General features: G+C 52.5%; 18 protein-coding genes and 1 tRNA gene. 8 read left to right on the plus strand and 11 right to left on the minus strand.

The annotated features are described in order from the left end of the window. Positions 1-121: 121 nt before the first annotated feature. The 6 genes from K3T83_RS42255 to K3T83_RS42280 all read right to left on the minus strand — a co-directional run bounded on the left by K3T83_RS42255 (position 122) and on the right by K3T83_RS42280 (position 5,081). On the minus strand, positions 122-2,161 hold the full coding sequence (locus tag K3T83_RS42255; RefSeq protein ID WP_220209168.1) for a phage major capsid protein: 2,040 nt from the start codon (positions 2,159-2,161) through the stop codon (positions 122-124). Then, the gene (locus tag K3T83_RS42260; protein ID WP_220209169.1) at positions 2,158-2,808 is read right to left on the minus strand and encodes a hypothetical protein; all 651 of its coding nucleotides are present in this window, start codon (positions 2,806-2,808) and stop codon (positions 2,158-2,160) included. Before K3T83_RS42260 ends, K3T83_RS42255 begins: the two co-directional genes overlap by 4 nt. 27 nt (positions 2,809-2,835) lie before the next feature. Beyond that, a complete protein-coding gene (locus K3T83_RS42265; protein WP_220209170.1) occupies positions 2,836-3,219 on the minus strand; it encodes a hypothetical protein in 384 nt (127 codons plus the stop codon). 21 nt (positions 3,220-3,240) lie between these two features. Continuing rightward, positions 3,241-3,384 carry a hypothetical protein gene (locus K3T83_RS42270; RefSeq protein WP_220209171.1) on the minus strand — a complete coding sequence of 48 codons (144 nt, stop codon included), beginning with the start codon at positions 3,382-3,384 and terminating at the stop codon, positions 3,241-3,243. A 144-nt stretch (positions 3,385-3,528) separates the two neighbouring features. Continuing rightward, complete coding sequence (locus K3T83_RS42275; RefSeq protein ID WP_220209172.1) at positions 3,529-4,170, minus strand: NUDIX hydrolase N-terminal domain-containing protein; 642 nt, start codon at positions 4,168-4,170, stop codon at positions 3,529-3,531. Next, the gene (locus K3T83_RS42280) at positions 4,167-5,081 is read right to left on the minus strand and encodes a CPBP family intramembrane glutamic endopeptidase (RefSeq protein WP_220209173.1); all 915 of its coding nucleotides are present in this window, start codon (positions 5,079-5,081) and stop codon (positions 4,167-4,169) included. Before K3T83_RS42280 ends, K3T83_RS42275 begins: the two co-directional genes overlap by 4 nt. Positions 5,082-5,343: 262 nt before the next feature. Between K3T83_RS42280 and K3T83_RS42285 the strand changes: the two genes are divergently transcribed. Both K3T83_RS42285 and K3T83_RS42290 read left to right on the plus strand, forming a co-directional pair. Next, positions 5,344-6,126: an aminoglycoside adenylyltransferase domain-containing protein gene (locus K3T83_RS42285; RefSeq protein WP_220209174.1), complete on the plus strand. Its 783-nt coding sequence runs from the start codon at positions 5,344-5,346 to the stop codon at positions 6,124-6,126. Between the two features lie 164 nt (positions 6,127-6,290). Continuing rightward, positions 6,291-7,508: a Gfo/Idh/MocA family protein gene (locus K3T83_RS42290; protein ID WP_220209175.1), complete on the plus strand. Its 1,218-nt coding sequence runs from the start codon at positions 6,291-6,293 to the stop codon at positions 7,506-7,508. A gap of 188 nt (positions 7,509-7,696) precedes the next feature. On the opposite strand, the gene K3T83_RS42295 is transcribed toward K3T83_RS42290, so the two are convergent. Then, complete coding sequence (locus K3T83_RS42295) at positions 7,697-8,521, minus strand: GNAT family N-acetyltransferase (protein ID WP_220209176.1); 825 nt, start codon at positions 8,519-8,521, stop codon at positions 7,697-7,699. 317 nt (positions 8,522-8,838) lie between these two features. On the opposite strand from K3T83_RS42295, the gene K3T83_RS42300 reads away from it, so the two are divergent. After that, positions 8,839-8,913: transfer RNA gene (locus tag K3T83_RS42300), tRNA-OTHER, on the plus strand. A 158-nt stretch (positions 8,914-9,071) separates the two neighbouring features. Further along, positions 9,072-10,280: an elongation factor Tu gene (gene tuf, locus K3T83_RS42305; protein ID WP_220209177.1), complete on the plus strand. Its 1,209-nt coding sequence runs from the start codon at positions 9,072-9,074 to the stop codon at positions 10,278-10,280. A gap of 313 nt (positions 10,281-10,593) precedes the next feature. Here the strand turns inward: tuf and K3T83_RS42310 are convergent, their stop codons facing one another. Then, a complete protein-coding gene (locus K3T83_RS42310; protein ID WP_220209178.1) occupies positions 10,594-12,345 on the minus strand; it encodes a Dyp-type peroxidase in 1,752 nt (583 codons plus the stop codon). 232 nt (positions 12,346-12,577) lie between these two features. Between K3T83_RS42310 and K3T83_RS42315 the strand changes: the two genes are divergently transcribed. Continuing rightward, positions 12,578-12,958 (plus strand): response regulator, encoded by a 381-nt coding sequence (locus K3T83_RS42315; RefSeq protein ID WP_220211074.1) that lies wholly within the window; start codon positions 12,578-12,580, stop codon positions 12,956-12,958. A 216-nt stretch (positions 12,959-13,174) separates the two neighbouring features. Here K3T83_RS42315 and K3T83_RS42320 read toward each other — a convergent pair whose 3' ends face one another. After that, positions 13,175-13,567 carry a response regulator gene (locus K3T83_RS42320; RefSeq protein ID WP_220209179.1) on the minus strand — a complete coding sequence of 131 codons (393 nt, stop codon included), beginning with the start codon at positions 13,565-13,567 and terminating at the stop codon, positions 13,175-13,177. A 228-nt stretch (positions 13,568-13,795) separates the two neighbouring features. Next, positions 13,796-14,575: a rhomboid family intramembrane serine protease gene (locus K3T83_RS42325; protein ID WP_220209180.1), complete on the minus strand. Its 780-nt coding sequence runs from the start codon at positions 14,573-14,575 to the stop codon at positions 13,796-13,798. A gap of 465 nt (positions 14,576-15,040) precedes the next feature. Between K3T83_RS42325 and K3T83_RS42330 the strand changes: the two genes are divergently transcribed. Next, complete coding sequence (locus K3T83_RS42330; RefSeq protein WP_220209181.1) at positions 15,041-15,775, plus strand: J domain-containing protein; 735 nt, start codon at positions 15,041-15,043, stop codon at positions 15,773-15,775. A gap of 98 nt (positions 15,776-15,873) precedes the next feature. After that, on the plus strand, positions 15,874-16,275 hold the full coding sequence (locus K3T83_RS42335; protein WP_220209182.1) for a MarR family winged helix-turn-helix transcriptional regulator: 402 nt from the start codon (positions 15,874-15,876) through the stop codon (positions 16,273-16,275). Positions 16,276-16,390: 115 nt separating this feature from the next. Here K3T83_RS42335 and K3T83_RS42340 read toward each other — a convergent pair whose 3' ends face one another. Next, positions 16,391-16,714: an isoamylase early set domain-containing protein gene (locus K3T83_RS42340; protein ID WP_220209183.1), complete on the minus strand. Its 324-nt coding sequence runs from the start codon at positions 16,712-16,714 to the stop codon at positions 16,391-16,393. A gap of 483 nt (positions 16,715-17,197) precedes the next feature. Here K3T83_RS42340 and K3T83_RS42345 point away from each other — a divergent pair, with 483 nt between their 5' ends. Next, a complete protein-coding gene (locus K3T83_RS42345; protein WP_220209184.1) occupies positions 17,198-17,992 on the plus strand; it encodes a class I SAM-dependent methyltransferase in 795 nt (264 codons plus the stop codon). The last annotated feature ends 92 nt before the right edge of the window (positions 17,993-18,084 follow it).

Consider the following 18,084-nt stretch of genomic DNA (forward strand, 5'->3'; position numbering starts at 1 on the left):
GCCGGATGTTCCAATAATCGCCCCACTACGAAAACTTTATCTGGTTTGGTTGTAAAAACTCATGTTGAGAGGTCGCTTTTCTGTTTTTACCTGATTCATCGCTTACTTTCTGCAAAGAGTTTTATACACCCCTATAGAATCCGCGCCAGTCATTAACCGCACCACCATACGAATGCCTACATTTATAGGAGATTACGTCATTCGTGTAATTTAAGCCCACAAGCGGGTTGTCTTGCACCAGTAATGTGGGTAAAATTTCGCCCCCAACAAACCCAACCTCAATAGTATCGACTTCACGTGGATCGGCAATCAAAAACCATTGCGTCGAGCTGGTAAGTTGTGGTGACACGATAGGAGCGACAAAGCCCAGCATTGGATTGACGTCATTCAGCGAGCCGCCTGGAACGCCCGCTGATTTCGTGGCGACCATTGCCGTCCATTCCAGTTCCGGTGGCACCACCAGGTAGCGTGGGCGCAAGCCGATGCGTTTCCCGGCGTAGTTGGTCTGTTCGCGCATCGCCGTCACGCCTGTTTGCATCGCCGCCGTACTGAGCGCGGAGGCTCCCAGGTTGTTGTGGGGCGCACCGCTGGTGAAGAGGGGCGAGCCGTCGTAGATGTTGGCACCGCTCGTCAGGAAGCCATAGACAAATTCGGCCAGCGTATAGGCCGCTGCGACCGCTAACTTGGTCGGAATCTGCTTGATCGCTTGCAGGTCGTCATTGATAATCACCTCGCGCGAAACCGTAACGAGATTGCCCCTCTTTTGCGGGACATAGGTTGCAGCGCTATCGGTCAGCGTGGCGGTGGTGTAGGCGCTATCTTCGGGGACGACTGGCAGTGAGCCGAACGCGCCAAAGCGAACGCGGCTTTGTTGCTTAAAGTCGCGAATCGGCACAATCTGGCAAAACTTCATCCATTCGGCAGGCCAGGCTTGATAATCCTTGAGCAATCGCTTGTTCATGCTGGTGCCAAGCAGGTAGGAGAAGCTGGCGGTGGTCGTGTCGGCCTCCGTAATGCGCCCGATCGGTGCATGCTCGCTCACCCGAATCTGTCCCAGCGAACTCAGACCAGAAAGGCCGCCTGTGACCGCCGCATCGCCTGTGACGCGCGCATAAGCCTCACGAATGCCCTCGAATGGTCGAATATTGCCCAGGCGTGTTGTGTCGATCTCCAGATCAAACATGCTATCGAAGGCTGCCTGGATCTTCTCTGCCTCCGTAATCATACCTGAGACGCTCGATTTCTCGTAGCCATTGCCACGAATCAGTCCATCCTGCGTCAGTTGTGCCATCATATTCACGGAGCGTTGAAGTTCGGCTTCCAGTTCGCTCTCTTCAAAGATGCGGCCTGCAAAGCGCTCTCGCACCTGCTGTTTGACTGCCACCGGCAAAATGCTCTCGTGTAAATGTCGTTCTAGCAGCAGTTCGGAGCACTGTTGTCGCGTCTCCTGCAACATCTGCTCGACTTGAAGCCGTTGCTGCTCAACAATTTGCTGTTCCAGATGGACGTCATGCCCTGCGTTTGTCTGTATCTCAACAATAGTTTCTGTGCTTTCTGCTGCGTTGTCTGACATAGTATCGTTCCCTTTCTGCGTTGTATCAACCAGATCTTCATGTGCCGTATCGCTGTGCAGGATGCGACGGAAAGCACCGCCCGCGCTGGGCCGTGTCACGATGTCGCAGGAGTTCAGGCTGGCAATGCTTGTTATCTGTTTCGTGCGCGTAGCCTCGTTCAATTGCCACTGCCCTAAAACATCAATGGAGAGGCCGATCAATTGCGGTCGGTTGAGCTGGCAGGATTCGCGAATCAGCGACCAGAGCCAGTCCGCCGCCTCAAAGATGTGCAGCGTGGCATCGACTTGTTGCGCCTGCTCGCCGCTGGCGGCAATAAATTGAGCATCGTGATAGAAGCCAACCACATCGCGAATACTGCGTACCCCACCGTCCATCTGTAGAGCGTGGTCCGCATAAGCGTGCGCGCCCTCCACCATCTGTGCAATTGTCCGCAGGGCGCTCTCATCATAGGTGTAGCCATTTTTCGAGGTGCCGCCCTGAATGATCGTCACGCGCACTTCATGCCCGGCCTCCACATCTCCCAGTTGCTCTGTAATCTGCGGTTCCAGTATGAAATGCTCCCTGATGACAGCAGGTGGTGTGGTCATCGCCCTTGCTCCTCGCTATCCAACCCCTTCATCAATAAGGTAAACTTGCGGCTGCGACGGTTGTTCATGCCTTGCTGATCCATCTGGACGGCGGGATACTTTTTGGCGCGAATCTGCTCATACTGGGCCGAGGTGTGCATCACATCCAGCGCGTCAGGATCGAGATCGCCCGGTCGCTCGTTCATAATCTGTGGCTGCACCTGTGGATGCTGCAAATCGGGCATGCTCGGGTCCGGTTGGCGGATATCGCGGGTAATGGAGAGGCCGGAGAAGCCAGCCCCGGCAAAGAGGCTGCTATCAATTTCAGAATCATCGGGGATATCCTGCGCGACGACCAGCTCAACCTCCATCCCGTTCGACATATTTACCGCGAAGGGGCGGGGAATGGTGCTCAGATCGGGCAGGGTGGGATCCGGCGTGAAGGCCGGGATAATATTGAGTTCCGCCCCCGTCAGATCGCCATCCTGCAACGTGGGCACTGAAAAATCGGGCGTGCCATAATCAACTGGTTGTGGACCATCCCAGAGGGAGCGCTGCACGAGTTGATCGGGCGTTGGTATGCCAGAGCTTCCGGCCAGATTGAGATCGTAGCGTGACATGGCGCTACCTCCGAAGCCGAGTTGTTCGAGATCATCGGGTGTGTTCATCCTATCTTTCTCCTGTATTGAAATGGTTTAACGCAATCGGCGCAACAGGGCACGAACGTGGGTGCCAGTGGGAACGATGCCAACCGTGGCTGCCTCGATCACCTCATACTTAGGGGCCGCCTGTACCGCTGCGGCACTGGCTGTAGTGGTATCGGCAACGAAAACCAGACCGGTAAAGCTGATACCGAGGGGAGCAATCATGATCAGATCTCGCTCTAGCGTGGGTGGCGCTCCACTCGCGTTCGGAATTTGTGGATCGATAATCTTTTGTGGACGAAAAACGACGCTGATTACGCTATAACTATAGCTGCCGCCGCTTTGATACACGAAAACGACTGTCTTTTGCCGTCCACTCAATGTTTTATTGATTGCGCTCAAGATGTGTGCTGTTTTGCGTGCATCTAATGGCATGTTGTCCTCCCATCCTTCCAGCTACCGACTCCGCTGCGCCAATCGTCCTGCCAGCTCCGCTTGTGCCGCGTGTTGTCGAACCAGGGCCGAGCTGCCATGTCGCTCACTCAAGCTCGGTCTACTCCGTTGTGCCTGTTGCAGCGTTTGTAGTGATTGCCCTTCCACGCGTCGCCTCCTCCCATTGTGTGAAGATATCACCCTTTGCTCTTACTCTATCCGTCCATTCTTTTTCGGTCCTAAAAAACGGTAATAATTTTGCAGAAAACTATCTATATAAGAGAAATTGGATATATATGATTTGTAGATTCTTTAGCGATCTGAAGCTTTTTGCATTCTCAACATCGCCCCGGGCTGTTCAATAAATGCAAGCGCACATGCTGCATGCTCTAAATGTCCAGGATGCCATATCTTCCCATCGGGTTCACGAATCCAGTCATACTCGCTATGTTCCTCGCTTAATGTCACCCGCTGTTCTTCAATTGCTGCTGCCCCCATCAATAGATTGAGTTGATGATGGAGAAACTTGTTTTCCTGCGGTCCCTTCATATGCAAATCGATAGTACCTTGAACACGGACATGTAATCCCGTTTCTTCCAGCGTTTCCCTCTCTGCCGCCTCATGTGGCGCTTCACCTACCGCAACCCAGCCGCCCGGCAGACACCAGCTCTGATCGTCAGACCGACGCAAGGCCAGGAGTTGCCCGCTTGTCGTATGTACCGCAACGTTTACCCCGATCTTAGGCGTACAAGATCCCAACTCCTTCCTGAATCTCGACAATAACGCCTCTTCAGGTGCCTGTAAATATGCGCCATACATGCTCGCAACTATCTCCAATAATTGTGTATATCGCTCCCGGTCATACACATTATTTGCATAATTCAATCCCTCCACCGCGATCCCACGTATTTTATCCATAGCTAATAATATTTCTGATGCAGTCAACTCACTCAAGGTTTTTCTCCTTCAGGTTTTCTCTTAATAATGAACTTCCCGTTCGGAATTTTGATGCTCTTTGGCGGTGCAAAGGAAAATGGTTGCACGCTGGGCCTGATGAGCTTGATCACCTGCTCTGGCGTCTCTTCCGACTCCGAGTGTGCCTGTGCTTGAGACATCTCTTCTTGCTGCGAAGAGGATAAAGGCGCTTCCTGTTCGCTCTCTTGCGCCTTTTGCCTTTGCCGTTTCTGAAGTTCAAGCTCCGTATTGCCGAATACCATGCGCATATCAAACAGTATATGCCACAGAATCGCCGCGAAAAGGTTTCCAGTGAGCGCGTATAGAGCCATGTAAATTATACCGATAATTCCCACCACCACAACGCCTCTCCATGTATACGTGAAATGACCGACGCTAAACAGGAGCAGCGAGAAGATGGCCGCCCCGATGTACGGGATCGCGGAACCGAAAAATGTGATGTGGTGCGTGATGTACCAGGGGAGCAGGCCACGAAAAAGCACCTCTTCCCAGATCCCCGTTATGATGCTGATGACCATCCATAAAAGGCACTCTGATCTACTTCGAGGCAGCGCCAAACCTGTTTGTTGCAGATTTTTCAACGGCATACGTTTGAGGATCAACAGGTGTGTTCGTAGGTGCAGCGCAAAAAAGAGGAGAACCCCTATCAGCGCAAGCAGCGTCGGCCACCAGAGCGTGGGAAGTTGCAGACCAATGCTTGCCAGCGGAATACTATCGTGCAGTATAACAACGACGATGATACCCACGATCACGAGCAAATTGAAAATGCAGCGGAGATAGAGGCGAATATAGGTTCGTGCAGGTTGCCGTCGCTGCGGCGTGAGCGGGAGGCAGCCTCGCATCAACAAAAAAATCAGCAGAGCCGCAATAAATAGTGCAAGAACATCCATAATACACCAGACTTTCTTTCATATATTCATTAGAAAAGGTCGTCATCGATTCAACAGGCCGACAGATCATCAGATATCATTTGAAAAATGTTTTGCACAATCTATGGAGGTAGACGTAACTCTCGCCACTTTTCCAAATTTCCCTATCTCTCCACTACACATCAAAAATGGCTCTTTTGTTGCCATTCCCTGATCTGACAATAGGAATGGGAATATGTGTTATAATCGAAATTATCACAGTCAAAGCAGGAGGTCCGTTGCCATGTCTCCAACGCAGCACCCCACACCAAACGCCGATGTCAATATGCTGCTTCTGACTTTGCTAGCAAGAATGCAGACAATCCTGAAAAACCGTCTGGTCGGCTTCTATTTGCACGGTTCTCTCTCCCTGGGCGATTTTGACCCTGAAGCCAGCGACGTTGATTTCCTGGTCGTGACGACAGAGGAACTCAGAGGAGAGATACTGGACGAGTTGCACACGATGCATAATGAAATCGCTGCCAGTGGACTGCGATATGCAAATTCTTTAGAGGGTTCCTATATTTCATGCGCTGCATTGCGTCAATACGACCCGCGTAATGCCCGTCACCCAGCCATTAGCGTCAATCGGCAGCTCCAGGTCAAGCATCACAAAAGTAGTTGGATCATCGACCGCTATATCGTACGCGAGTACGGTATCATCCTGTGGGGGCCATCACCTAAAACGCTGATCAACCCCATTTCTCCCCAGCAGTTGCGCGAAGCGGTCTATGTTTTGCTCGATGAGTATTGGACGAAACAGAATACAGAGCCAGAAGAGTGGTCCCCACTCCACTACCAGGCTTATGCTGTCCTGTCCATGTGTCGTGTACTTTATACTCTGCAATATGGCACAATCATCCCCAAGCCACAAGCCGCGGCCTGGGCTATCCAGACACTCGAACCTGCATGGAAGCCACTTATCGAGAGAGCGCTAAGCTGGCGTCACCAGCACGAAAAGGATGATCCAACCGAAACGCTGGCCTTCGTGCGCTACATGATCAATCGCAGCAAGGAAGAGATGTAAATACATTTTTCCCCATAATTTTTCACCTCCTCCTTGCGCAACACTAATAGGTGGCACAAACCCGCCTGTCGAGTGTATTATAAAATCGTCAGTGCCAGTTCCATTCCCCCTTGTCTATGGCCTGACAGAGATTGGCAGTAAAATAGAAAAGGTTTTCTGAAATTATGGTAACAGCAACGATTATTGGCGTTTCGGGCTTTGGCAACACCCATTATAACGATTTGCTGCGTCATGTCGAGCGCGGCTCCCTACGCCTGCTGGCTGCAACGGTGATTAATCAGGACGAAGAGGTCGAGAAGTGTGTGCGCCTGCGTTCGCTGGGGGTCGAACTCTTTACCGATTATCAGGCCATGCTCGATCAGTATCGCGGCCAGATCGATCTCTGCTTTATCCCAACTAGCCTCCACCTCCATGCTCCAATGGCGATAGCGGCCATGCGAGCCGGGGCCAATGCGTTTATTGAGAAGCCAGCTGCCGCCACCATTCAGGATATACGCGCGATGCAGGCATGTGAACGGGAGACTGGACACTTTGTGGCCGTTGGCTACCAGACGATGTATGCCTGGGAAACGCTCTGGATGAAGCAGGCGATCATTGAACAGCAGATCGGCACCGTGCAGGCGATCAAGTGCTATGCTCTCTGGCCTCGCCTCGACTCCTATTATGCGCGCAACGGCTGGGCGGGCCACCTCAAGGTCAACGATACCTGGGTGCTGGATTCGCCATTTAGCAATGCCGTCGCGCACCAGTTGAACATGATCTGCTTCCTGGCCGGTACAGAACTCACCCGCTCAGCCAGCCTCCAGAGCGTCGAAGCCGAACTTTACCGCGCCCACGATATTGAGAGTCCCGACACCGCCTGCCTGCGCGTTACCACGATTGGCGGCATCCCGCTCTATTTCCTGGTCACGCACTGCTCCGAAACCCTCTTTGGTCCCGAAATCATCGTGCGCGGCGACCGGGGCAGTATTCGTTGGACCACCGATCATGTCTGGATTGAACGGGCCGATGGCACCCGCGAAGATATGCCGTGCGAGACCGGCGTGGCCCTGCGCGATAGCATCATGGCACACCTGTTCAAACGTGTGGAAGATCCCGGCGCGTTTATCTGCGATCTCTCTATCGCTGGCACCCACACCCTTTGCGTCAACGGTGCTCACGAATCCTCGCCAGTGCATACCTTAGACGCCTCTCTCATTACCCGCTATCCTGAAGATGGCTCCATCAAGACCGTCGTTCGTGACATCGATAAGATCATTGCGCGCTCCTTTAAGGAAGAAAAGCTTTTCAGCGAAATCGCCATCCCCTGGGCGCACAGCGGCAAAGTGGCCTCACTGACGGATTATTCTTTCTTCCCCTCGTCATCTGCCAGCAGCAAATAATCCAGTAACGTCTCACATGTCGTGAGCGAGCGATAATTGGTGCATCCGCGCAATCTTAGGGGATAATCGAATATGGCAGGGGCGATGGCTGGTCCTCGCCCGCCTCTACAGGCGGCGCGATGGGACTTCAGAGCGAGGACCAGCCATCGCCCCTGCCATATTCGGGCACACCTGGAGGATTTGGTGGTTTATTGCTCAGCGCCTCCGTGCAAATTATAGGAAGCGAATGTGAAATGATCCTGGAAACCGAGGCGGCGATACACAGGTATACCCATTTCTGAGGCCTGTAATACAGCAATGTGGTAGCCCCGATCACGGGCCTGATGTAAAGCTGCCAGCGTCATTGCAGTTGCCAGACCTTGACGCCGCATTGAAGGGATCGTGGCTATATTGTAGAGTCCGGCGATCCCTGCGTCCAGCGATAAGATCGAGATCGCAGCAGGCTTCCCTTGTACATAACCCGTATAGTAATAAACATCAGGATCATGCAAGAACCGGTCTCCAAAATCGATGCCTGATAGATAGCGAGCCATTGGTTCAGGGAATTCAAAGCCAGCGATCATGGTGTCCATATGCTGCCTGAATATTTCCTCATCTTCGGCCTGTTTAATAGTCAATCCAACTGGACTTTTTGCAGGTATCTTCACTGCATGCAGGTCCAGTACCATTGAGGGCAAATCTTCATCTTTGGACCAACCATTGGCCTGCAAACACGCTTCCAGACTGGCGCTGCGTAGCGATGGACCAATATACCAGGTCATAGGTCCGCCCCCGGTAGATTTTGCGATCTGTTTGAGCGTCCTGTCAACATCGCTCTCTGGCGTATCCCTTGTAAATGAGGTACGGACAACCCTGTTAAATCCTGTTGACTCAATCACAAACCATGTTGCCTCCGGTTCACGATAAAACATACCTGCAAAAATACGGCCAAGATAGTCCGTGCCTGTTTGACAGTTAGTCTCTGCTGCCTGTATCAATGCCGGATCAGAAAGACTCTCTAAGATTTCAGACATTCTCTCTATTGTCTCCTTAATATGGAAAGTGATGTGCTATCTGTTATATATATCCTCCTGTTCCTGTAGAGAAACAAGATCCATGCTTCTTTCTTTGGCAACACTATACTTTAATTTGCCCTGACGTATATGCGTACAATTACCCATCTTGTCTTTCCGGGCCGCTTGTTTTGTTGTATCCAAGCCCGCTAGATTGCAAGCATCTCTCTATCTTCCTGAAAAAAAACACTTGACAAATAACAAATATAATGTTGTTCTGTCAAACAGAGCAATGGACAGACGTGTACCGGGCCATGTAGATGGCGGGTACCATTTTTACCCGTGAGGCGCAGCGGTGTGCGCGCGGTCGTGATCGATCGAGGTCAGGGGTTCGACTCCCTTCTCGGGTGCCAGTGGTTTTTGAGATGCAAGCAGGAACTATTCTGGCCCGTTTCATCTCATAAAAAGCCGTGCCTTCTTTTCCACAGCTTTCTCGCCAACTTCTAGTTTGTGCCCCTGCCTCATTGCCCCATACATTCATGAATCGACGAAAGGAAGGTGCCATAAGACAATGGCAAAGCGGAACTTCGAGCGGACCAAACCACATGTGAACGTGGGAACTATCGGACATATCGATCATGGTAAGACCACGCTAACGGCAGCGATTACGAAAGTGCTGGCCTCGGCTCAACTTGCGAAATACACGGCCTTTGACCAGATCGATAGAGCGCCCGAGGAGCGTCAGCGCGGAATTACCATCTCTATCGCTCACCTGGAGTATGAGACGGAGAAGCGCCACTACGCGCATATCGACTGCCCCGGCCATGCCGACTACATCAAAAACATGATCACCGGTGCTGCCCAGATGGACGGTTCTATCCTGGTGGTGAGCGCGCCCGATGGTCCTATGCCGCAAACTCATGAGCATGTGCTGCTGGCCCATCAAGTAGACGTACCGGCGATAGTTGTTTTCCTTAACAAAGTCGATATGATGGATGACGAGGAACTGCTCGAACTGGTCGAACTGGAGGTCCGCGAACTGCTCTCGAAGCACCAGTTTCCGGGCGACGATCTCCCGGTTGTGCGTGGCTCGGCCCTCAAGGCGCTTCAGAGCAAGGGTGATCTCTCGCGCAACGATCCCGACGCCCGTTGCATCTGGGAGTTGATGGACGCGGTAGACACGGCCATTCCCACTCCCGTTCGCGCGCTGGACCAGCCATTTCTCATGTATGTGGAAAACGTCTACAGCGTGCAGGGGCGCGGCACCGTCGCGACCGGGCTGATCGAGCGCGGGACCATTAAGGCTGGCGAGGGGATCGAGATTGTTGGTCTGAAGGAGGAGAGCCGCAGCGCCGTTGTGACGGGTGTTGAAATGTTCCATCAGATCCTCGATCAGGGCGGCATCGCGGGCGATAATGTCGGTTGTTTGCTGCGTGGAGTGGCGCATACCGAGATCGAGCGCGGTCAGGTGTTGGTCAGGCCCGGATCGATCAAGCCACACACCACCTTCAAGGCGCAGGTCTATGCGCTCTCCAAAGAGGAGGGAGGTCGTCATCGCCCCTTCTTCAGTGGCTACCAGCCGCAGTTTTACCTGCGCACGACCGATGTTACCGGCACAATCAAACTGCCGGAGAACATTGATATGGTCATGCCTGGCGATACCATTGAGTTGACGGTGGAGCTACGCCAGCCAATCGCGCTGGAAGAAGGGGTCAAGTTTGCCATCCGCGAGGGTGGGCGCACCGTTGGCGCTGGTTTCTGCACTGGCATCATCGCATAGCCCCTGCGCATAAAAGGAAGCCCCGTCGTAGTTGAGCAATAATTGGTGTATCCGGCAAATGTTCCGGGAAGGGAGACGGCTCTCCCAACCCGTAGCGACAAGGGGTGGTGTGGAGGGGTTGTGGGGGCCTTGCGCTTGTCGCTGTTGGGGGGTCACGCGGGAACCGGGAAACAGACCAACGATGTGGCGAGGGCGACAAGCGCAAGGCCCCTACCAAGACCCCCTGCCGCCCCTTGTCGCTACGGATGAACCCAACATCCTCTCTGCCCAGAGCTATTCCCCCTTCATTATCGCTCGACTACGACATTGCTTTTTATTTATTTGCAGCGCCACAGAGCATATGCAGAGCGCTGATCGATGGCGCGAAAAAGTAGCCGCCGCCTGTTGGAATCACCCACTCGTTCTTCGTCGTCAACGTATGGGTCTGGTTGCCGTCCAGCACCAGCTTTGCCGTTCGTTCGCGTGCACCGCTGCCGTTTTGCCCGATTACCAGATCAAAGCCGGTGCCGCTGTCTTTAAAGTCGGGATCATTCGCCCATGACTGCGAGACGAACTCGAACTGATTCTCAATCGAGGTCTGGTACGCGACGAAGAGCAGACCGCGCTCGCCCTCATCGGAGATCGGCTGTTCAATGCTTGATGATGACGGTTCACCAAAGGGCAGGCCGCGCCGGAGCAGGCGATGCTTCTGCGTCTCGGCCTCGCTGGTCTTGCTCTGCTGTTCAGGATCAGTCCCGGAGGCAGCCGATGTGATATCGTCGCGCGGATTGGTTTTGCGAATATGCGCGAAGGCCGGACAGAGTAGTCCCTTCTGGTCCCCGGGCGATGGCGGGAACTCCCGACCGGAGGCGCTGCACTGCCCATCGCTGCCCGGCGTGGTTCCCGTATCGGGAGGCGTGTTCGTTGCGTCGGCATGAAAGTACTCGAAATTGTTGTTGGCGCAATCGCTCTGTCCCAGTTCGGGAGTATCCGCCTCGCCGCTCCGCAACAGGGGCGCACCACTTTGCCAGCGCCCAAGCACTTTTGCGGCCAGCAACGAGGGTGAGATGCCCAGGTCTTGCGCTGTCTTATGTAGAAATGCGTGGAAGGCTCCTACATCCTGGCGCAAACGTCGAAAGACCAGAAACGAGCCATTCCTGGCCCAGTCCGGTCCGGCATTTACAACGTCTCCTGGTTCCTCGACTGGCTTGCTCGCATCCTGTCCCTGGTAGCCAAAGACAAACTCGCCCGGCCACAGCAACGCCTGCCCTGGCTTGCCCTGATTGGGATTGAGTGGGTTCTGGCGCGGCGTCAACACATCCGTTGAGTCGGTGGAGATGTAGCCGCGAATGCCTGGCTGCGAAATGCCATCCAGAAAACCAAAATGCTCGTGTCCCGCAAGCTCACCCGGCAGGATGCTCCCCTCCTCTTTCCGCAGCAGGCTCACACCGCTTATCTGGACATCGTGCATACTCTGCTCTATCTCTGCGACCTGATCAAGCATATCGTCGCGGTCGTCGCTCTGCACGATCAGGATGATATCGGCCCCGTTTTGTGGACCCCCGATAACCCAGTTGTTAGGGTTGCCCTCCGCCTTCACGTCTGTAGGATCTCCCAGCATCTGCGCCTGTTTCACCATCCCGCTTTTGAATGATTGATCGTTAAAGTCCTTTTTCTTTATATCATCGGGCGTTCCAGCGGTCAACACCACCAACGCCTGATAGGAAAACGCGATATTAACCCATGTGGCTTGAATTGCCTTTGTGTCGCGTCCGCGCCGCACACGGAGCGTTTTGAAGAGGCGATTAAAGGCCAGCACCTCCTCAGCAGTGGCGATCAATGGAATCAGGTTGCCGAGCCATGTTTTGCAGATAGCAACCTGCTCGATTTTGAGAAAAAGCAGCATCTCATGATCTTTAAGAAAGCCAGGCAGGATGTTGCCCTGGATCTGCTCGACCTCAAGATGTGGCTCTGGAAATGTACTGTTGGCTACGTCTGGATGGGCCTGATCGGATACCTGACGCAAAGGCGCTGTGGCTGGTGTCTCACGGGGTGGGATGTTCTGGCTTCTCTCTACAACCGTCATAACCAACTCCTTATTTGGATAGCGTTTTAATATGTGTATATGTGTATATTCACTATACCAACGATGCTAACAGGCTTTTTTTGCCATGCAACCACAGCTAATTTACCGCTTTGTCTCCATTTGCTAACCTCGTCCGTATTACAGAATAGAATATTCTCTGATGACCATGTGGGGGAAGGATGACAAACAGAATATCACTATAGTATAAGGAGGTGGTAGTACGGCAGCTCGTATCCTTGTCGTCAATGATGACGCATCGATTCTTGAGTTGTTTCGTCTCATTCTAGAAGAGGAAGGGTATGAGGTTCATCTCTCCAAAATAGCATTTGAAGAGGTTCACGAGGTGGAGAAGCTGGACCCTGATTTGATTATTCTGGATATCAAGATAGGTCGTCATAACGAAGGGCTGTTATTGTTGCAGCAATTGAGAATGTATCGTCCCACGATGAAAATCCCAGTTCTCATCTGTACAGCAGCCATTTCAGTTATTCGCGAGCAGGAGGAGATTCTGCAACACAAAGGTATTCCAGTGCTATATAAACCTTTTGATGTGGATGAACTGCTCCATATTGTCCAACAGAACCTTTTGCCCTCTGAGACGAAAGACTGTTAAAAGCATTGGGGCATCTCTCGGTTATAAGAGATGCCCCAATGCTTTTTATAATGAGTTATACTAATTTATGATAGTGATCCCCCTTTCGTAGTGGAGCGATGTATCGCGTTGAGGTAGCCTGTGGTGCGATTCCACCCACGCGATACATCGCTCCACTACGAAAGGGCATATTAGATTATTTAAAGCTTTTTCCTTTTTCATGCCATAGAACCGATATTATTCCTCCACCAATCGCTCAGTAACTTCCAATAGCTCGTTTAGCTCAAAGGGTTTCTTCAGATAGTGGATATGTCGCTGTCGTATCTCATCAAGTGGCGCGTTTGCACTGATGACCAGGGCTGGAATCTCCTCTAACCCTGGTTGTGCATGCAGTCGATCATATAATTGGATGCCGTTCATCCCTCCAGGTAATTGATAGTCGAGTATCAGGAGATGTGGTTTGGTCCCCTCAACTATTTCTAATGCCTTATACCCATTATCTGCTAGAATGGCTCGATAGAACAGTTCCTCTTCGATAATGCTCACCAGTAAAGAACCCACGTTCCTATCATCCTCGACAACCAGCACTGTCCTTGTGTCGGCCTGTTCCTCTTGTCGTTCTACTATCATCGCATCTTCCTTCTCTTATCCTCTCCTACAACTAAATATACTCATCAATTTTATCATCAATCTAGCGGAAGAATTTTAATCGAAGCAGTTTCTAATTAGAAAGTAAGTATACAACGTTCCTCTCTGGCTGTACAGAGAAAAAAATAAGAATTGTATTAATATATTTGTGCAAGAAAACTGGATAAAATCATCACCCCGTTTTCTTGCCAACACAAACGTACCAGACACTTACCACCAGCGCGCTGGCTGATTAATGGAGGGATGGCGCGGGAAAGCGGGATAGCTGTCCTGCGCGGGAGGGCGCATGAATGGTCGCAAGATCAGTGTCAGAACCAGTCCAGTTAGAAAGCCGCCAACATGGGCGAAGTAGGCAACGCCGCCCATATCCTGCTGCACCGTCGCCAGCGCCGCAATGCCATCGAAGAATTGCAGGACAAACCACAGGCCGATCAGCACAAACGAGGGCAGCGTAACAATGGTAAAGAAGATGAAAATGAAGATGACGGTTCGTACTTTTGCCCAGGGGAACAACAGCAGATATGAGGCAAGCACCCCCGCTATCGCTCCACTGGCCCCCAGGCTCGGTATCTGTGAGGTTGGATCGATCAGTATTTGTGCAATGCTGGCCACTATTCCACATATGAGATAAAACACCAGATACGCGAGATGTCCCATCCTGTCCTCGACGTTATCGCCAAAGATATAGAGAAAGAGCATGTTGCCGCCGATATGCAACCAGCCCGCGTGCATAAACATCGAGGTCAGCAGCGTTAGATAGACCGGGTTGGGCGTATGAAAAAGCAGTTGAGCTGAATTACGCACGAGATCCGTCTGTGGCACGCCATGCACCAGTGCAACCGGCACCACCGCGTAGGCGAAAACAAACTGGTCTGTTGCCGAACCAAGCGAGACTTGATAGAGAAAAACAACAATATTGATGAGGATCAGCCCCCACGTAATCCAGGGTATGCTGCGTCTGGGGCCGGGATAATCTTTGATCGGGATCATGGTTTCGTTTGCCTCCTATGCTTTGTTCTCCTGGAACGACTGGCTTTAGTATACTACGATATCTAAAGGATCATGGTGGCACACGTTGGACACGCAGGGCTTTCCAATTCTCCCATCTAGCGGGAGTGCAGAGGGCGGCAGCCCTTTGCCGGGGTGCGGGGTGTCCCCGCAAAAACCTTTTTTCTTCTCTTTTGCGCGCCGTCGCAGGCGGCGCGCGAAGGAGGGAAGGAAACTGGGGACACCCCAGACCCCGGCAGGGAGACCGCTGCCCCCCTTTGAGCGGAGAACTGAAAAGCCCTGGTTGGACACGCTCTTCTCTTTCACTTTTTGTCTCGTGCTGCTATAATTCATAGCAATGCCTTTGTCGTAGTCGCGCGATTTATCGCGCAACCTCACACATACGCGATAAATCGCGCGACTACGACAGTTGTGAGTAATGAGAGGATACTGGCGCAAGGGATCGCGATGGCTTTTATCAATTATTACCAGATTCTCGACGTCTCTCCTGATGCAAGCGAGGAGGAGATCAAAACAGCCTATCGACGCCAGGTGAAACGTTACCACCCGGATACCAGCATCGAGCCAGATTCCGCCGCTCGCTTCATAGAACTACACGCCGCTTACGAGCTGTTGCTCGATCCTGTTAAACGGCAGGAGTACGATGAGCAACACGGCCTGGGTGCTGGTGGCAGTGTCGTTCCCGGCACTGTCAGAGCTGGTCGCCGCCACGCCATCCCACATTACGTTCCGGCTGCTCCGGTGGTGATTCAGATGAACCCCATCGTCTATTCTCTGGCCGCTGAAGAGGTCTATACGCTGTTCCGACAGGGCATCCTGCGTGGGAAGGCACCCAAAATGGAGAGCGCCGCCTATTATTGTCATCGCTGTCAATACCGCTGGTTCGTCTTCCTCCCACCCGCAAACTCACGCTCAGTACCGCCGCCGCCTCCACCGCCGGTTCAATGTCCGCAGTGCCAGGCCAGCGATTGGAGCGAGTTTTTGCTGCTGCGCTGTCGCCATTGCTCAGCCGTCTTTGAAGCTGAGGGGCCGTTGCGCGAACAGTCAGTACATGGACAATTACGCGGTCGCCTCTTCTTTCCCTATGCGCTCTTTCCCGATTGCCCCTATTGTCAGAAGCCGCACTGGTGCATGGCCGAAGAAACGCGCCTGGGAACCGCTCACAGCGAACCAGCCTCTTGAATAATCTCCAACTCAGGTTGACACAACTGTCATCAATCCCATATACTTCATCTATGAACAAAGTCAGTGATGAGAGAGACGAGCAGATCTTTCACCTGATGGAGCTGCTGTTTCGCATCGAGAAAATAACGGATGCGCATATCAACGCGCTACTCCAGCCCATTCGTCTGACGTGTGCGCAACATCTGGTGCTCAAGCTGTTGATTGAGGCTGGCGAACCGCTCCCGTTGGGACAATTGGCGGAAAAGTTGCACTCTGTGCGCTCAAATATGACTCAAATGATCGACCGTCTGGCAGCCGAAGGGCTGGTCGAGCGCATCTTTGACGCGACAGATCGCAGGCGCGTGCTGGCACAAATCACGGAGGAAGGTCGTCGCCGCTTTGAAGCTGCCACGCAACTTGAGTATCAGGTTCAGCAAGAACTGCATACCCACTTTAGCCAGCAGGAGCGAGATCAACTCGTGTCACTGTTGAGCCGCCTGGAAGCGTTATGGGGGTAAGCATGTAAGCTTTTTAGAGCTGAGCTGAGTAGTTCATAAAATAGTGAAGAAGAGGGCGTGGGCAACCCTCCTGACATCCAGACGAGAGGAAAACCAGCATGCAGGACGAATGTGTTTAGTATATTGCTGGTATCCCCGGGTCGGTTGTGACAATAAATGCCTCTCTTCCATCTGTTGCCGCACGATATGCGTCGGCCTGACCATCGTTGGTCCATTCGCCGTCGCGCCGATAACGAAACTGATACGAGCGGCTGACCTCCAGATCCAGGGTAAACATCCACGTCCCCTGTTCCGTCTGCCGGAATGGATGGGATGACTGGTTCCAGTCGTTGAAATCTCCCACCAGATAAATATTATCCGCCCAAATGCTGCCCGGGAGCATAAATGTTACACGCGCTACAGGTCTTCCGTCCACTTCCGTAAACGCTTTGCGTATCATACAACCCTCCTATCTTATCAGAACTATACACATACATATTTTTGCAACCTCTAACAATAGACGCGCCGCGATCAAATCTATTAAACGCTCTACTGCCAAATTTCCGTTCTCAGGGGATATAGAAAAAGACACGTTGGATCTTGCTTTCTGGTTACACTATTTTTCGCCGATAATCAGAGGGGTTGACATCTCGCTCATACCCGTGCTATCCTGGCTTTACCATATCAATCAAGAGAGGAATCTATGGCTCAAGCGACCGCATTTATTGCTATCTGGCTCAACGCCGAGCATAATCGGACAGTCGCCCATAGCCGTATGCTGCCCTTTTTTCTCCACACATGATGCGCTTCATCAGGCATTTCCTTACTCTATAAGCAGAACGGCGTAGTTTGTGGGCGGCTGCGAATTCAACCAGACACCACATTCAAGTATCGTATTGTCGTACGTTTCTGCATTTTTTGTGTAGTGTAAAGGAAGAGAAAAATGTCTGACCAACAAAACGAACAGGCCTTCTATGAGTATCTGTTGAGTGAGTACCAGCATCCCTTTGCCTGGGGCGACTGGTCTTATCTGGAGGGCCGCCGAGTAGAGTTACCAATAGAACAGCCCTGGGGCTATGCTGACCGTGTTGTGGAGGCGATGCGCACGGTGCGGGCAATATTGGATATGCGCACCGGCGACGGGAGCATGTTTGCATCGTTCATTCGCCAGCAATCGCATCCTATGCAACTGTATGCCACCGAGGGCTATGCGCCCATCCTGGCTCTTACGCGTCAGCACCTCGAACCGCTGGGCGTCACCATCTACGAGGTCGCTGATGAACGTTTGCCTATCGCTGACGAGCAGCTTGATCTGGTCATCAATCGGCATGGCAGCTATGATCTGCGCGAGATCAGACGCGTCCTCAAGCCGGGCCAGCACTTTATCACCCAACAGGTTGGCGATCAAACCAACCTGCGCCTGCATGAGCTATTGCACACTCCGCGCCTGTCAACTGGGAACGCGCCAACGTGGAATCTTGCCATCGCTGTTCGTGAGCTACAACAAGCGGACTGGCAGATCATCGAACAACGCGAAGGCTTCGCTTCCACCCGCTTCTACGACGTGGGAGCCATCGTTTATTACCTCAATGCCATCGCCTGGGAGATACCAGATTTCTCCGTCGAGCGCTACTTTGACAAGCTTGTTGCCATTCGCCGCCTTATTGAGCGCGAGGGCTATCTCGAAGTTGCCTTCCACACGTTTTTCATTGTTGCTCAAAAAACCAAAATGTCGTAGTCGATCGATGACGCTCTAGAGACAAAGGATGTTGGGTTCACCCTTTTCGCTCTCGCCTCTAGGGATAGAGGATGTTGGGTTCACCCGTAGCG

It is taken from the genome of Reticulibacter mediterranei (assembly GCF_016587455.1).

Excerpts from the sequence above, each read along its gene's own strand:
- K3T83_RS42295 (WP_220209176.1), bottom strand. The coding sequence starts at position 8,521 with ATGTCTGAAATCTTAGAGAGTCTTTCTGATCCGGCATTGATACAGGCA.
- K3T83_RS42330 (WP_220209181.1), top strand. The coding sequence starts at position 15,041 with ATGGCTTTTATCAATTATTACCAGATTCTCGACGTCTCTCCTGATGCA.
- K3T83_RS42255 (WP_220209168.1), bottom strand. The coding sequence starts at position 2,161 with ATGACCACACCACCTGCTGTCATCAGGGAGCATTTCATACTGGAACCG.
- K3T83_RS42285 (WP_220209174.1), top strand. The coding sequence starts at position 5,344 with ATGTCTCCAACGCAGCACCCCACACCAAACGCCGATGTCAATATGCTG.
- K3T83_RS42335 (WP_220209182.1), top strand. The coding sequence starts at position 15,874 with ATGGAGCTGCTGTTTCGCATCGAGAAAATAACGGATGCGCATATCAAC.
- K3T83_RS42325 (WP_220209180.1), bottom strand. The coding sequence starts at position 14,575 with ATGATCCCGATCAAAGATTATCCCGGCCCCAGACGCAGCATACCCTGG.
- K3T83_RS42260 (WP_220209169.1), bottom strand. The coding sequence starts at position 2,808 with ATGAACACACCCGATGATCTCGAACAACTCGGCTTCGGAGGTAGCGCC.
- K3T83_RS42340 (WP_220209183.1), bottom strand. The coding sequence starts at position 16,714 with ATGATACGCAAAGCGTTTACGGAAGTGGACGGAAGACCTGTAGCGCGT.
- K3T83_RS42290 (WP_220209175.1), top strand. The coding sequence starts at position 6,291 with ATGGTAACAGCAACGATTATTGGCGTTTCGGGCTTTGGCAACACCCAT.
- K3T83_RS42280 (WP_220209173.1), bottom strand. The coding sequence starts at position 5,081 with ATGGATGTTCTTGCACTATTTATTGCGGCTCTGCTGATTTTTTTGTTG.
- K3T83_RS42345 (WP_220209184.1), top strand. The coding sequence starts at position 17,198 with ATGTCTGACCAACAAAACGAACAGGCCTTCTATGAGTATCTGTTGAGT.
- K3T83_RS42320 (WP_220209179.1), bottom strand. The coding sequence starts at position 13,567 with ATGATAGTAGAACGACAAGAGGAACAGGCCGACACAAGGACAGTGCTG.
- K3T83_RS42265 (WP_220209170.1), bottom strand. The coding sequence starts at position 3,219 with ATGCCATTAGATGCACGCAAAACAGCACACATCTTGAGCGCAATCAAT.
- K3T83_RS42310 (WP_220209178.1), bottom strand. The coding sequence starts at position 12,345 with ATGACGGTTGTAGAGAGAAGCCAGAACATCCCACCCCGTGAGACACCA.
- tuf (WP_220209177.1), top strand. The coding sequence starts at position 9,072 with ATGGCAAAGCGGAACTTCGAGCGGACCAAACCACATGTGAACGTGGGA.